The following is a 14,388-nucleotide window of genomic DNA, read 5'->3' on the forward strand; positions in this document are numbered from 1 at the left end:
AGGCGGACAGGAAGCCCTTGTCGAAGCGCATGCCTTCGGTCAGTTCAAGGTCGAGCCCCAGCGCCGACGATTCCTCGACGGTGATGACGCCTTCCTTGCCAACCTTGTCCATGGCCTCGGCAATGAGCTCGCCGATGGCGGGGTCGCCGGCCGAGATGCCCGCAGTCGCGGCGATCTCTTCCTTTGTCTCGACTTCCTTGGCTGCCGCGAGCAGTTCGCGGGTGACGGCTTCGACGGCCTGCTCGATGCCCCTCTTGAGGGCGATCGGGTTGGCGCCTGCCGCGACGTTGCGCAGACCCTGTGTGACGAGGGCCTGGGCAAGGACCGTGGCGGTGGTGGTGCCGTCGCCAGCGACGTCGTCGGTCTTCTTGGCGACCTCCTTGACGAGTTCGGCACCGATCTTCTCGAAGGGCTCCTCGAGTTCGATCTCCTTGGCGATGGACACGCCATCGTTGGTAATGGTGGGGGCGCCCCACTTCTTCTCGAGCACCACGTTGCGGCCCTTGGGACCGAGGGTGACCTTCACGGCGTCGGCCAGGGCATTCATGCCCCGCTCCATACCGCGACGGGCCTCCTCATCGAAGGCAATGATCTTTGCCATGCGCGTGTGTTCCTCTTTCGATGGGTTGTGGCACCGCTGATGCCCGCGACGGACGACGCCCGCGCCGATGTTCACATCACATCGAACGGAGCGCCTCATCTTTGGCGCCGAAGTCTTAGCACTCTCATAGTGCGAGTGCTAATGAGATTTTGGCACTCTCCCCCCGAGAGTGCAAATGGCGTGGCCCACTTTCGCGCGCGGCGAAGAACGGCTTGCGAGGGTTGTTAGGCCGCCGGGTCCGTCACGAGCAGCACGGTGATGTCGCCGTCGGACACGACCCCACGTTCGATGTTGCTGATTCCGAGCACCTCTGCGACCTTGGCGGCGGTGCTCTCCAGGCTCGCATCCGAGTACCTCACGGTGTTTTCGGACGGCTTGGTCTCGGTGATGTTGCCCGCCTTTGCCGCGGTGAAGCCCGCCGTTTCGAGCTTCGCTTGATTCTTGCCGGCGAGGCCGGCGATGCCCGCGCCATTGAGCACGGAGACAGACGTGTCGAACTTCACGGGGTCCACCGTGGGCGTGGGGCTCGGCGTGGCTGACGGCGTGGCCGAGACGGAGGGCGCCGCTGTGACGTCTGGCGTTGCGGCGACGGTCGTGGTGATCGTCGGGCGCGCAATGGTGTCAAGAGGCGGGATGCCCTCATTTCCTTGCGCCCGCCAGAGGTAGATGACCACGCCGTAGGCAAGCGCTCCGGCGCCAATAAAGATGAGCAGGGGCGCGGCGATCGCCCACAGGAGGCGCTTGCGCTTGCGATGGACGCCGACGGGGCCGCGTGCGTCAGCGGCCTCGTCGAATTCGTCGGGTGGGAAGTCGGGCACGTGGATACGTTACCGCTGGCGTGAGGTGTCGATGACTCTGCCCGCGCGACCGCGTTGGCGGGAAGCCCTCATACGGCGCAACCGCTTCACCAGCATCGGGTCGTGAGCGAGCGCGGGTTCCGAGTCGATCAGCGCGTTGAGGACCTGGTAATACTCCGTGGCCGACATGCCGAACTTCTCACGGACGGCGTCCTCCTTGGAACCCGCGAACTTCCACCATTGGCGCTCGAAAGCCAAGATCTGCTCGTCGCGTTCGCTGAGGGGCGCAACGTCTGCAGAAGGTGAGTGAGCCGGAACCGCAAACATGTGGCTAGAGTACCCGCGAATCACATGGTTGTCATTCGATGTCGACAGCGCGTCCGTGCACGTCTCACGCTTGGATACGCTCAACCCATGACCGATGCGTGGCGGCACCAGGTGGCACCCGATTGGGCTGCCGCGCTCGAGCCGGTCGCGGGCGTGCTGGCCAACGTCGGCGCGTACTTGAGGACCGAGCTGGAGGCCGGGCGGACCTACCTTCCCGCGTCCGCGGCGATCCTCAACGCGTTCACTCGGCCGTTGGCGGACGTCAGGGTGCTCATTGTCGGCCAGGACCCCTACCCGACTCCCGGCGACCCGATGGGGCTGTCCTTCTCTGTTCCTCGCGGGCGCCCGATGCCGCGGTCACTGGCCAACATTGCTCGCGAACTCAAGGCCGACACGGGAGAAGAGCTCGCCACCGGCGACCTCACCGCGTGGGCCGACCAAGGCGTCATGCTCCTGAACAGGTGTCTCACGGTGAGGCCCGGCGTGCCCGGCTCCCACCGCGGTCACGGATGGGAGGAATTCACGGAGCACGCGATCCGCGCCCTCGTCGCTCGTGGGGGGCCGCTTGTCGCCATTCTGTGGGGCAAGGACGCCCAGGGCCTGACGCCGATGCTCGGCGACGTTCCTCGCATCGAGTCGCCTCACCCGAGCCCGCTCAGCGCGTCGAGGGGGTTCTTCGGCTCGCAGCCGTTCTCCCGCGCCAATGCGCTGCTCGAAGCTCAAGCCGCTCCGCCGATCCTCTGGGCGACCTAACGAGCAGGGCTTGCCTCGCGGCTCTCGAAGGGCTACTGGCAGATCAGGGAGGCGCCCGCCGCAGGGAAGGCGTCGGGCTGTGTCGTCATCTGCAACGCAAGCGTCCAGGAACTGCCACTCGTACTGCGGTTCAGCTCCACGACGGGCAACTGCGTGCAATCGTAGGCAGGCGCCGGCACCGTCGCCGTCACGAAGTCTCCGTTGCCGTTCACCGAGCTGGGAGTCCAGCCTGGGAACGGCGATTGCGAGAGGTCGAGGGTGACGCGGGCGTCGGCCTGCGATGACGAGACCGTCATGCTCACATCCGCCCACTGATATCCCCCACTCTCCCACGTGGCGACCGTCACGCCCGTGATAGCGCAGCTCTGGCCGTTGCCACCTGGATCCTGGCCGCCTCCGTTCACGGGCACGCAGGCGACGGCGGGAAGTGGCCCTCCGGACGCGCCCCACGTGGCAGGGAAGATCCAACCGCCAATCTTGACGATGACGCCGTCGACCTCGCTGGCGTGGAACCTCGCCAGAGCGACCACCGTCGACGGGCTCGCGGTGGTTCCTTGACCGGTGGCGATCAGCGCGCCGTTCGACTTGTGCAGATAGACCGTCATCGGCAGCGCAGAGCACCCCGCGGTGACGCCGACGACCGTGACCTCGGAGTAGTTGATGCCCGTGTGGATGCCAGACGCTGCGACGGTGAGCGTCAGATCATCGCACTTGGCGTACGACATGACCGATGCCTGACCGGCTACGTTCATGATGAGTTGGGACGCCGACGCGGGCGACAAGCCCGAAATCGCGATGAGTCCGACTGCCGCGAGGATCGCAAAGCCGCGCACGGGCGCCGACGACGGGAGCCGGACGGAGCGTGCTCCGCGCGTCAACGCGGCCAGAGCGGCGGCCCCCGCCCCGGCGCCGGCGGAGACCATGCGCGATACGGCGGCATCGGCGTCCTCGACAACACGGTCGAACAGGTCGGACTCGTCTTCAGCCTCCGACTCCGGATCCGCGTCGATGTCGTCACTGCGGTCGTCTTCGTCATCGTCGTCGCAGTCGTCGCCGGAGTACCAGAGCATCAGGACCATCGCCGCGAGCAGCACGAAGGCCCACACCATGGGATTGAGCAAGAGGACGGTCACCTGCCCAAAGTTGGCGTAGTGCACCAGCACCACGCCCTTGACCTCGCCTGCCTTGGGCGCGAACGGGTCAACAAAGTCGTTGTTGTCGCCCTGCATCCGCCAGCCCTCAGCGGCGCTCCCGCCGATGATGCGGTGAACGATCTGAGAGCCGCCCAAGCCTGCGGGCGCGTACACGATGACGTCGCCGACGCTCGGGGGCGTCTTACGGGCGATCACCAGGTCGCCGCCAAAGTAGGTGGGCTCCATCGAGGAACCCGAGACCACCACGATAGACGTGTCCCCGCCAAGCTGCGTGGGCCACAGATACCAGGCGTCGATGGCCACGATGATCCAGATCACGACGTTGCCGAGCAACGACAGATACCGGCGAGTGGTCCACTCGCCGGTATCTGTCAATCGTCGAATCGTCATCTGTTCCGGTTAACGTGTCGCGCCCTGGGGCCGCGGTCAGCCGATGATGACGGTGACGTCACCCAGGTCGGTCGCAACGGGAATGCTGTCGCCCGTCGCGTCGTACGAGAACGCGCCGGCGGTGACCGTGCCCGAGCCGCTGGCAACAGGGGCGCCTGCGGCGTCCTCCAGCGTGAACTGGATGCCCTTGGCGTTGCAGCTCGTGTCGATGGCGGTAACGTAGATCGAATCGATCTCGTACGTGCCGCCGTTGTTGTAGTACGTGTAGTTGACGTCGACGCCGTCGGTGTCGCACGCAGCGAACGTGTCGGTGCCGATGGCGACCTCGTTGCCCGCCGTCACTTCCAGGGTTGATGCCGATGCCACGCTGAGGCCAGCGATGCCCATGATGCCGAGCGCGACGGCCAAAGCCTTGCGTGAGTTCTTCTTCTTCTTCGCCATGATTCTGTGTCTTCCTTTCATTGAGCGCACAGGCCACCTCCTCGAAGTGCCCCGCGACGCGAGTCGTGGATTCCAGCCGCCGACAGTATCGGTGTGAAATACCCGACACTTGAGGGCGTCCAGTGCTGAAACAGGACGCCTGTGCGGCGTCGTGTGATGCGTGTCACACGAGCGAGTCCGGTGCTGGCGACAGGGATCGGACCCGCGTCCCCCCTTGCGAGGCGGTGATTCCGCAGCGTGTGCCACCGCCGCCGGCGCACTGCGGGCCCGGGAGAGGGCTCGGTGTTTCACTCGTCACACCCACCCCCCACTTCTGGGGTCAGAGTCGATGGCTAGCCGAGCTCACGGATCGACCCGCGGTACTTGATGGGCATCGGGATCAAGTGCTCCTGGGGTTGCGTCGCGCCGGTCAGAATCAGTTCGGCCGCGAGCCTGCCCATGGTCTCGTACGGCAGCGCTGCGGTTGTCAGGCCCGGTCGGACGAACTGGGCAAACTCGTCGTCATCGAACGACACCACGGACACGTCTTTGCCGACGCGAAGGCCGCGCTCCAACATGGCCTGATAGGCGCCAAACGCCAGCCGGTCGTTCATCGCGATGATCGCGTCAAAGGTCTCGCCTCCGTCGATCAACTCCGAGATGGCCTCGTAGCCGGGCTCCGGTTCCCATGCGGACAGCGGCAATTGCACAGACAGCTGCATGTCGTACTCATCCACCGTCTGCGCGATGCCAGCCGTCCGCCTGCTGACCGTCAGGGTGTCCACCCAGTCATGGGGGGCGCCGATGTCGCGTCCCAGCACCACGATGCGCTCTCGGATGCCGGCTTCGGCCAGTGCGCGTGCGATACCCCGGCCCGCTTCGAATTCGTCCGGCAGCACGGAGGCGTCTCCCGCCGCGGACGTCGCATTGAGCATCACGAACGGCACCGGAATGGCGCGGTCGGGAAGTTCAAGCTCCCTGGCCCGGGAGGTCGCGAAGATGATGCCGTCGACAGACCTGTCCAATAGCGAGTCCAAGGCTTCGGTCGCTGTTGCGATCTCAGTTCCGGTCTCTGCGATGTGCAGGATGTGGGCGCGAGAATGGGCCTCGCGCAGCGCGCCCAGGATCAGATCGCTCGCCCAGGGTCGAGTTGTCACGGAGTCCGAGACCACTCCGATAGTGGCGGAGCGAGAGGTGATGAGGGTGCGGGCAGCCAGGTTGGGTCGGTAGCCCAGTTCCTGGGCCGCGGCTCGGACGCGCTCGCGCGCCGCCGGCGAGATCCGTGTGCCGGGACGATCGTTGAGCACGAGCGAGGCGGCGCTGACCGACAGTCCCGCCCGCTCCGCCACGTCTGCGAGCGTGATCCTCTTGTCTGCCACCGGTGACCTCCCTCATCGCCTCGAAGTCTAACGGGATGCCCGATGGGGGGGTCGATGCTAAAGCGATACAGCCGACATGCTAAATCGTTACATCACCGTGACCTCGAGCGGTTGCCGGGGCATTAGAGGCGGTGCTGTAATGAAAGTGCTAAAACCATTGATCGGACCACGACGTGAGCAACGGTGCCACGCCGACGCGATGCGAAGGAGTCTCGACGTGGAGCAGTCAAGCAGCACCTCAACGCCGCACATGCGGAAGGTGCCCGATGCTCTCCGTTGATGGTCGGTGGGTATGGGACTTCTGGATCGCCGATGACGGCGATGCATACCACCTCTACTACTTGAACGCCCCCGACTCGCTTGACCATGAAGATCTTCGGCATCGCAACGCCCAGATCGACCACGCGGTGTCAACAGACCTCGTCGAATGGTCGCTGGCGGGAAACGTCTTGGCCGCCGCAGGTGGGCAGGCCGACGACGCCACCGCCTGCTGGACCGGGTGCGTGGTATCGCACGACGGTCGATGGACGATGCTCTACACCGGAAGTCGATTTCTCACCGAAGTGGGGCCGAAGGCCAACCTTGAGACGATCCTGGCCGCGGACTCTGCCGACCTCGATTCCTGGCGTCGCCGTGGCGGGTTCGCCATACGAGCCGACGCCCGCTGGTACGAGGTGCTCGGCTCTTCCGCTTGGCCCGAAGAGGCGTGGCGAGATCCGTGGGTTGAGCGTGACGGAAGCCGGTGGGTCATGTACATCACCGCCCGCGCCAACCACGGCGCCATCGATGACCGAGGAGTGATGGGCTACGCCGTCTCTGAGGATCTGGAGACCTGGCACGTTCAGCCGCCGCTCAGCGAACCGGGCGCCGGATTCGCTCATCTGGAAGTGCCGCAGCTCGTCGAGATTGACGGCCAGTGGGTCGTGGTCTTCTCATGTCCCACCTCGGCCATGTCGCGACAGAGCCAGCTGGCCGGCCGCACCGGGGGAATCTGGAGCGTGCCGGTCGACGGACCAGGCAAGCCCTTTGATGCCTCACACGCGCGACTGCTTCACGACGAATCCCTCTACTCGGGTCGAGTCGTGTATGACCGGCAACACCAGCCTCAACTGCTCGGGTTTCACGCGGGCGTCGGAGAGCGGTTCCGCGGAGTGATCAGCGACCCTCTACCGCTCACCTTGACCAGCGAGGGCTACCTGGCCATCGCATCCGATCTTGGGTTCGCCCGCCTTCAGGGTGGAACCAAGCCACACAAGGAGGAATCATCATGAATCACCGCAAGAAGGCAGGAGCCAGCGTTGTCGCGGTCACGGCCGCCGCAATGCTGTTGGCTTCATGTAGTTCGGGCGGAGGCGGAACGTCGAGCGCCGGTGACGGCACCGGTGACGTCGAGGTCTGGGCTCACCAGGGCAAGGACAGCGAAGTCGCAGCCCTCCAAGACGCCGTTGCGAACTTCAACGCGTCGCAATCGGACATCACCGTGAACCTCACCTTGGTGCCCGAGGCTGACTACACCACCACCATCCAGTCCACGTCGGCCAGCGACTTGCCGGACGTGCTCGAACTCGACGGCCCGACGCTGGCGAACTTTGTGTACGACGCCAAGGTGGCGCCCATTGGGGACTATGTGTCTCAGGCCACGATCGACAACGCCAGTGCGGGCAACGTCAATCAGGGCACCGTCGACGGCACGCTGTACGCACTGGCGCAGTTCAACTCGGGTCTGGGGCTGTGTGCGAATGGCGCCCTACTCGATGACGCCGGGGTCACCTATCCGGATTCGATCGACAGCGCCTGGACGGCGGATGAGTTCCGGTCTGCACTCCAGACCCTCGCAGCGGCAAATGACTCCGGATACGCGCTCGACATCAAGGAGAATTACGGGCTCGGCGGAGAGTGGGGCACCTACGCGTTCTCGCCCCTGCTGCAATCCGCCGGCGGAAACCTGATTGCTGACAACGAGGCGTCGGGTGTCATCGACGGCCCCGAGTCAGTCTCTGCCATGGAGGCATTCCAGAGCTGGCTACCCTACGTCGACCCGAACGAGGACGACGCCGCGTTCGTCGACGGGCGTGTGGCGATCAGCTGGTGCGGGCACTGGATGTACCCCGGCTATAGCGAGGCCCTAGGCGACGATCTCGTGATCCTGCCGCTCCCGGACATGGGCACGGGCACCAAGAGCGGTGCTGGCTCCTGGACGTGGGGCATGGGTTCCACCACGGGTCAAGGAACCGCCGCCGGCGCGTTCCTGGACTACCTGCTCAATGACCAGAACGTGGCGGCGATGACGGCCGCGAACGGCGCTCCGCCAGCGACCAAGTCTGTGCTCGCCTCTGACGCGCTGTACAGCGCGGGCGGTCCGCTCGAGCTGTGGGGGAAGCAATTGGAGGCCAGCTGCAACGCCGACGCCATCACGAGTGACTGTGTGACGGTATTGCGACCTCTCACCGCCGGCTACCCCGTCATCACGTCTGAGTTCGCCTCAGCGTTGTCGGCTATCGCGACCGGCGGTGACGTGCAGTCCGCGCTCACGGGTGCGGCTACCGCCATCGACCAGTCGTTCGCGGACAACAACGACTACCAGTAGACCGAACACAATGTCCGCAGCGGGCCCCGGCCCGCTGCGGACATTGGAGAGGCAGCCATGTCGAATCCCACTGTTGTCCGCACCCGCAGGCGCGCGTTCCGCTGGAGCCGCCGCGACCTTCCGGGCGCCACGATGGCGGCGCCCGGAATCATCGGGCTCCTCGCGTTCGTCGCCGCGCCGTTCTTGGTAGCGGTCGTCCTGTCGTTCTACAACGCTCAGTTGAACTCCCCGCGTTCCCCCAACTTCATCGGAATCACGCAGTACTCACGACTCTTCTCAGACCCTCAGTTCTGGCGAGCGTTTGGCAACAACCTGACGTTCGCGGCGGTCGTCATTCCGGTGCAGACCGCGATCGCACTGGGTCTGGCAATGCTGATCAACCGACGTCTGCGCGGGATATCGATCTTTCGCGCCCTCTTCTTCTTGCCTGTCATCTTCCCCATGGCGCTCGTCGCCGTCATCTGGCGACTGATTCTCAGCCGCAGCGAGGACGGCCTCCTCAACTCGCTGGTGCACTTCGTCACCTTCGGGCAGGTGGGGGCTCAGGACTGGCTCGGCAATTCGGCAACGGCCATGCCCTCCATCATCCTGCTGTCCATCTGGCAAGGCGTGGGATTTCAGATGATCATCCTGCTGGCGGGCCTGCAAGAGATTCCGCAGGAGCGTTACGAAGCGGCGCAACTGGATCGAGCCAGCCGGTGGCAACAATTCCGTTACGTCACATTGCCGGGGTTACGGAACACCCTGATCTTCGTGGTGTTGCTCACCTCGATCCTCGCTTTCAGGGTGTACGACCAGGTGTACATCCTCATTACGTCGGGCGGAGCCAACAAGGCCGCCACCCAAACCGTGCTCTACCAGGCCACCACCAGCGTGTTCGACCAGAACAACCTTGGGCGCGCTTCTGCCATCACCGTGGTGTTCTTCGCCATCGTGTTGGCCATCACCGTGGTCCAGCGCCGCGTGGTTCGACAAGAAAGTGAGGCGTAGAACTCATGACTACGGCACAAATGCAGCGCAAGCGGACCCGTCGGCTGCGCTCCGCTCGCAGCTATGTTGTCTTGACCCTCCTCGCGCTGGTCTACGTCGCCCCGGCCTACTACCTCGTCGTCGGGTCTTTCAAGCCGGCGGCCGATGTGCTGAGCGGCATGAGGGGATTTCTCCCAGAACACCTCAGCTTCGACAACTATCGATCCGTCTTCGATTCGCTGGCCTCCGACAGCACCGGGTACTTCTGGCAATTCATGACGAACTCGATACTCATCTCGCTGGCCGTCGTGGTGGTGGGACTCGTGGTGAACTCGATGGCGGCCTACTCCTTCGCCCGGCTCACGTGGCGCGGCCGTGACAAGTCCTTCTTGATCGTGGTGGCACTCGTGATCGTCCCCTTCGAGGCGGTGGCAATTCCGCTGCTCTTCATGTTGAACGGGATGCGCAACTCGCTGCTGGTGCAGGCGCTCCCGTTCTTCGCGAATGCGTTCTCGATCTACTTGTTCTACACGTTCTTCCTTGGCCTGAGCAAGGACATCGAGGAGGCTGCAACTCTGGACGGTCTCGGCCCGTTCGGCACCTTTGTTCGTATCGCGGTCCCGTCCGCCAAGCCCGTCTTCGCCACGGTCGCGATCCTGACGTTCATGACCACCTGGGGCCAGTACCTGTGGCCGTCCCTGGTGATTTCGAACCCGACCTACCGCCCACTGCCGCTTGAACTCAGCGTGTTCTCGGGGCAGATGCCGGTCGACTGGGGTGAGGTGCTGGCATTCGGCGCCCTGCTGATCCTTCCGGTGCTGATCTTCTTCGTATCCTTCCAGCGCTTCTTTGTTCAGAGTCTGGCGTCCTCGGCCGTCAAGGGCTAGAAGAAGACGACCCCCGGCTCCTTCGTGGGGCCAGGGGTGGTTCCTCTCGCACGGGGTGAGACCGTCACCGTCGACGGGGTGTGCCTCCAGAGCTGGCAGCGGGACTCGAACCCGCAACCGCCCGATTACAAGTCGGGTGCGCTACCAATTGCGCCATGCCAGCGTGCGTGCGGATGCACCGCAAAATGGTACCCATGTCTGACGCCGCGCATGCACCTCGCCGTCTCCGGGCGCCGCGGCGGACGCGGACCGCGTCGAGTACTCGCTGGCCTGCCAGTAAGCATCCAGGTCGCCCAGCGGATGGTGGTAGACGTCGACCACGCCCTGAGTGCCCAGCGAGTCGACAGTCGCACTCTGCGTCTGCTCGACAGCGCGGCATGCGGGACATGTGAAGTCGAAATACACGTCCATGCGCACGCGCGACGCGTCGAGGTCCTGGCCCACGATGCCGCCGGACGCCGCCGGGATGCCGCCGTTGTCGCTCGCCTCGGCCTGCGCCTTTCGCTTCGCCTCGGCTACCGCCGACGATGAACCTCCGGACTTCGACACGCTGACCTACCCCTTCGGCTCGGAGGAGTCCCGAGACCGATGCGGAAACCCGACGCGCCACGCGGCGGGTCGCTACGTGCTTGCGGCGTCCTGCACAAACTTCAGCAACGCGCCTTCGGTGGACCAGTTCAGATCGCCAGGATTGGACTGGGGATCCTGCATGACTCCGTTGATCGCGACCGTTGGCGTGCCCTTCATGCCGTCAATGCTCGCCTGCTCCGTCGCGCTACGCACCCACGACGAGTAGGCGTGGTCCGGAATCTTTGCGGTCACGTCGTCCGGCACCCCGACGGATGTGGCTATCTCTTGGATCCTGGCGTCGCTCAAACCGGCGGTGTTTTCTGCCGGCTGATTGATGAACATCGCCTTCGTGAAATCAAGGAAGTGTTCGGGGGACTCCTCCGCGATGAGAGCCGCCGCCGATGCGGAACGCGTCGAGTACTCGGTGCCTTGAGAGGCGCGGTCAAGGATCGAGATGGGGTGGTAGTACACGTCGGCAGTGCCGTCTTCCCGCAGCATGTCCAGCGTCGGCCCCTGCGTCTGTTCAAAGATGCCGCAGATGGGGCACATGTAGTCCAGGTAGATGTCGACGCGGACGCGGCTGTCATCGAGGGCCTCGCCCACCACTCCCGTGGTGCCCACGGGGAAGCCGTAGTTCTCGGACGCGACGGCGGGCGTGGACTGGTCGCCCGAGCCCACGGCAGTCACGTCACCTTGACGGACGATGTAGGCGACCAGGGCCGCGAACAGGCCCACCAGAATGACGCCGATGACGATCCAGATGACGGCGGTGCGGCGCTCTTGGGCGCGCATCTGTGCCCGGGCCTGCCTCTTGGCGATGGCGACCTTGTCAGAACCCTGGTCCTTGTTTGCCATGCGGGGACTCCTTATTCGGGTCGACTCGTGGCGACCAAAGACTCGCCGCGCATCCACGCGTCGAGCGAGAGTGTTGTACGGGGGAACACAAGCAGAAAGACGCCGAGCGCCACAAATCCGGCACGCTCAAGCATGTGGCCAGGATAGTCGGTGGTGCCCTCAGCAATGTCGCCGCCGCCGCCGAAACAACCGCAGTCGATGCTGTAGCCCTTGGCCCACGCCCACGCCACGCCAAACACGAAGGCGGCCATCATCACCAGCCACGCGATCGCGGCCCAACGTGTGAACACGCCAACGATCAACACGAAGGCAAGCACGAGTTCCAGGTACGGCAACGCCGTCCCCACGAACGGCACCACAGCCTCGGGCAGCAGGCGATATGCACGGACGGCGCGCACCGACTCATCGGAGTCGAGCATCTTGGGGATGGCCGCGGCGATGAGAATCCCCGCCATGGAAAGGCGAACCAGCAGACTGATCCAGGGCTGGACCCGGCGCCAACGCGCTGTGGTCGAGCTCGGCTCAACGGTCGCAGTTTCAGACATGACCATCTCCTTGGTTGTCCGGTCAATGCATTCTAGGCCGCGCAAGTTCCCCGGCACCTGGACCTGAAGTCCCTGGCTACCCAGCCGCCTGAGGCATCTGCGGGAACGGCCACCACCACGGGTCCGCGCCCAGGTAGACGGCCACCGCACAAGAACCCGCGATGATGAGCGCCACCACGATCCACGCGGCGCTCACTCCCGTGGTCGGGGCGAGGGCCTCGGTCACGCGATACGCGCCCTCGCGCGTGCGCCAGGACCACAGGCCCCACCACAGCGCGCCCACGAACGCCAGCGCCCCCACGGCAAGGGCGATGGCGTGCCCCCAGGCCTGCGAATCGGGCGCGGCGGACGCTGCGGCTCCACTCGACACCAACCACCACCCCAGGGCGGTCACGCCGATTCCGATCGCCGCCGCGGCAAGGAGCGACGGCAGCAGTTCGATGAGCGCTCGCAGGATGTGCCAGGGCACGCCCACCGTGTGGAGCACCGCATCCAAGCGTCGCTCACCCCTGCGGGCGCGCGCGTGCCGTATCGCCTCCCCGCGCCTGAAGACCGTGCGAGCCACCAGGGCGGCCACGGCGATCAGGGCCGCGGCAACGACCGGACCGAGCATCGCCCCCGCCGAGGCAGCGATCGCCCATGCCGCCACCAGGAACGGCCGACGGGGCGACAACTCGACGTCCTCGACCACCTCGTCCGACGGCGACAACACAAACTCGTCAAAGTCGTGGTGGGGGTCCTCGCGGGACGCATCATCCTGGACCCACTGCTCGTCTTCGTCGATGCCTTGCTCGGGCCACGGATCGTCGATCGGCAGCACCGCGGTGCCTCCCGCAGCGTCGGCCGAGTGCTCCATCACCGTGGTGGCTCGCACCGCCTCCCGGGGAAGCACGGTGGTCGCCCCCCGCAACGCCGCGATCACGTCCCGCATCCCCGGCCTCGCCTCGACACCGCGGTCCAGTGCCGCAGCGAGGACCTCCGCGCCCGGGAGGTCCGGCACCTTCCACTTTCCCTGCAACGTGCGGCGAATCGCGGAGTTGCCGGTACCGAACGGAGCCGCGCCCGTCATCGCATAGGCCACCGTGGCGGCCCACGACCAACGATCCGCGATCACGCCCGGCTCGGCCCCGTCGATCACCTCTGGAGCGACGTAGCCCGCCGTGCCGCTGACAAGGCCGTCACGCGTCAACCGGTCGTCGTCCTCACGATGCGACAGGCCAAAATCAATGAGCACCGCCCCGTCGGGCGACATCATCACATTGGACGGCGTCACGTCGCGGTGAACCAGGCCGGCGGCGTGTGCGGCCTCCAACGCGCCCGCGATGCGTTCCGCGCAGAATGCGAGCTCCTCGCCCACCAGCGGGCCCCGGTCCGCCACCTCGGCCGCCAGGCTCTCGCCTTCAATGAATTCGAACACGACAAAGGTCTCGTCGTCATCGAGCTCGGCATCGCGCACGCGCGGCACCGCGGGGTGCCGGATCGCCATGAGGGCACGCACCTCGCGCCGCAACCGCTCCGCCGCCACCTCGTCGTGCTGCGCGTCGACGCGCTTGAGAGCGGCCGGCAGACCCGCCCCGTCCCTCACCAAGTAGACCTGTCCGGAGCCTCCCGCGCCCAATTGGCGCTCCACCACATAGCCGCCGATGCTGGCACCAGGATTGAGTGTGCGGCGAGCCATGGCTTCACGGTACCGCTGCCCGGCATATCACGGACCGCGCTTGGGTCTGCCGTCCCGCCGCATCTATGGCACCATAGGAGGGCCGCCGCAAAGCCGCGACGGCAAGTGTCAGTGTGGACACCGCACAGGCGCTCTTCACTTCGGATCGTCCGGCACGTACCTGCCGGTGAAGGGACCAGCAATGGCAACCGTGACCTATGACAAGGCCACCAGGATTTATCCGGGCACCGACCGCCCCGCGGTCGACCAACTTGACATCGACATCGCCGACGGAGAATTCCTCGTTCTCGTCGGCCCCTCGGGCTGTGGAAAGTCGACCTCGCTGCGCATGCTCGCAGGCCTCGAGGACATCGACGCAGGCGCGATTTGGGTGGGTGACCGCGACGTCACGAACGTGCAGCCCAAGGACCGCGACATCGCGATGGTGTTCCAGTCCTACGCGCTGTACCCGCACATGACGGTGGCGGAGAACATGG

Annotated in this window: 16 protein-coding genes and 1 tRNA gene; 6 read left to right on the plus strand and 11 right to left on the minus strand. The window is 65.5% G+C overall.

Annotation, left to right across the window (positions count from 1 at the left end):
- The 3 genes from QZZ29_RS02855 to QZZ29_RS02865 form a co-directional block, all read right to left on the minus strand.
- Positions 1–601 (minus strand): TCP-1/cpn60 chaperonin family protein (locus tag QZZ29_RS02855; protein ID WP_291381214.1); only part of this gene is annotated, 601 nt, incomplete at its 3' end.
- Positions 602–825: 224 nt separating this feature from the next.
- Positions 826–1,419, minus strand: coding sequence for a LytR C-terminal domain-containing protein (locus QZZ29_RS02860; protein WP_291381215.1), 594 nt, complete (start codon positions 1,417–1,419; stop codon positions 826–828).
- 9 nt (positions 1,420–1,428) lie between these two features.
- Positions 1,429–1,725: a DUF3263 domain-containing protein gene (locus tag QZZ29_RS02865; RefSeq protein ID WP_291381217.1), complete on the minus strand. Its 297-nt coding sequence runs from the start codon at positions 1,723–1,725 to the stop codon at positions 1,429–1,431.
- An 87-nt stretch (positions 1,726–1,812) separates the two neighbouring features.
- On the opposite strand from QZZ29_RS02865, the gene QZZ29_RS02870 reads away from it, so the two are divergent.
- Positions 1,813–2,478, plus strand: a complete 666-nt coding sequence (locus tag QZZ29_RS02870; protein ID WP_291381219.1) for a uracil-DNA glycosylase — start codon at positions 1,813–1,815, stop codon at positions 2,476–2,478.
- 32 nt (positions 2,479–2,510) lie between these two features.
- On the opposite strand, the gene QZZ29_RS02875 is transcribed toward QZZ29_RS02870, so the two are convergent.
- The 3 genes from QZZ29_RS02875 to QZZ29_RS02885 all read right to left on the minus strand — a co-directional run bounded on the left by QZZ29_RS02875 (position 2,511) and on the right by QZZ29_RS02885 (position 5,821).
- On the minus strand, positions 2,511–4,022 hold the full coding sequence (locus QZZ29_RS02875) for a signal peptidase I (RefSeq protein ID WP_291381220.1): 1,512 nt from the start codon (positions 4,020–4,022) through the stop codon (positions 2,511–2,513).
- 36 nt (positions 4,023–4,058) lie between these two features.
- Positions 4,059–4,463: a hypothetical protein gene (locus QZZ29_RS02880; protein WP_291381222.1), complete on the minus strand. Its 405-nt coding sequence runs from the start codon at positions 4,461–4,463 to the stop codon at positions 4,059–4,061.
- Between the two features lie 332 nt (positions 4,464–4,795).
- Positions 4,796–5,821: a LacI family DNA-binding transcriptional regulator gene (locus QZZ29_RS02885; protein ID WP_291381223.1), complete on the minus strand. Its 1,026-nt coding sequence runs from the start codon at positions 5,819–5,821 to the stop codon at positions 4,796–4,798.
- Positions 5,822–6,087: 266 nt separating this feature from the next.
- Between QZZ29_RS02885 and QZZ29_RS02890 the strand changes: the two genes are divergently transcribed.
- The 4 genes from QZZ29_RS02890 to QZZ29_RS02905 are packed head-to-tail and all read left to right on the plus strand — an operon-like array spanning position 6,088 to position 10,264.
- A complete protein-coding gene (locus QZZ29_RS02890; protein WP_291381224.1) occupies positions 6,088–7,092 on the plus strand; it encodes a glycosyl hydrolase family 32 in 1,005 nt (334 codons plus the stop codon).
- Positions 7,089–8,408: an extracellular solute-binding protein gene (locus QZZ29_RS02895; protein ID WP_291381225.1), complete on the plus strand. Its 1,320-nt coding sequence runs from the start codon at positions 7,089–7,091 to the stop codon at positions 8,406–8,408. Before QZZ29_RS02890 ends, QZZ29_RS02895 begins: the two co-directional genes overlap by 4 nt.
- 57 nt (positions 8,409–8,465) lie before the next feature.
- A complete protein-coding gene (locus QZZ29_RS02900) occupies positions 8,466–9,398 on the plus strand; it encodes a sugar ABC transporter permease (RefSeq protein WP_291381227.1) in 933 nt (310 codons plus the stop codon).
- Positions 9,399–9,403: 5 nt separating this feature from the next.
- Entirely contained in the window at positions 9,404–10,264 is an 861-nt protein-coding gene (locus QZZ29_RS02905; RefSeq protein WP_291381228.1) for a carbohydrate ABC transporter permease, read from the plus strand.
- Positions 10,265–10,354: 90 nt separating this feature from the next.
- On the opposite strand, the gene QZZ29_RS02910 is transcribed toward QZZ29_RS02905, so the two are convergent.
- The 5 genes from QZZ29_RS02910 to QZZ29_RS02930 form a co-directional block, all read right to left on the minus strand.
- Positions 10,355–10,427: transfer RNA gene (locus QZZ29_RS02910), tRNA-Thr, on the minus strand.
- Positions 10,406–10,813 carry a DsbA family protein gene (locus tag QZZ29_RS02915; RefSeq protein ID WP_291381229.1) on the minus strand — a complete coding sequence of 136 codons (408 nt, stop codon included), beginning with the start codon at positions 10,811–10,813 and terminating at the stop codon, positions 10,406–10,408. The genes QZZ29_RS02910 and QZZ29_RS02915 overlap by 22 nt, the downstream gene beginning before the upstream one ends.
- Before the next feature lie 72 nt (positions 10,814–10,885).
- The gene (locus tag QZZ29_RS02920; RefSeq protein WP_291381231.1) at positions 10,886–11,689 is read right to left on the minus strand and encodes a thioredoxin domain-containing protein; all 804 of its coding nucleotides are present in this window, start codon (positions 11,687–11,689) and stop codon (positions 10,886–10,888) included.
- A gap of 11 nt (positions 11,690–11,700) precedes the next feature.
- Positions 11,701–12,234 (minus strand): MauE/DoxX family redox-associated membrane protein, encoded by a 534-nt coding sequence (locus QZZ29_RS02925; protein WP_291381232.1) that lies wholly within the window; start codon positions 12,232–12,234, stop codon positions 11,701–11,703.
- Between the two features lie 76 nt (positions 12,235–12,310).
- Positions 12,311–13,912 carry a serine/threonine-protein kinase gene (locus tag QZZ29_RS02930; RefSeq protein ID WP_291381233.1) on the minus strand — a complete coding sequence of 534 codons (1,602 nt, stop codon included), beginning with the start codon at positions 13,910–13,912 and terminating at the stop codon, positions 12,311–12,313.
- A gap of 181 nt (positions 13,913–14,093) precedes the next feature.
- On the opposite strand from QZZ29_RS02930, the gene QZZ29_RS02935 reads away from it, so the two are divergent.
- Positions 14,094–14,388 (plus strand): ATP-binding cassette domain-containing protein (locus QZZ29_RS02935; protein ID WP_291381234.1); only part of this gene is annotated, 295 nt, incomplete at its 3' end.

Source organism: Demequina sp. (assembly GCF_016278765.1).
Lineage (GTDB): Bacteria > Actinomycetota > Actinomycetes > Actinomycetales > Demequinaceae > Demequina.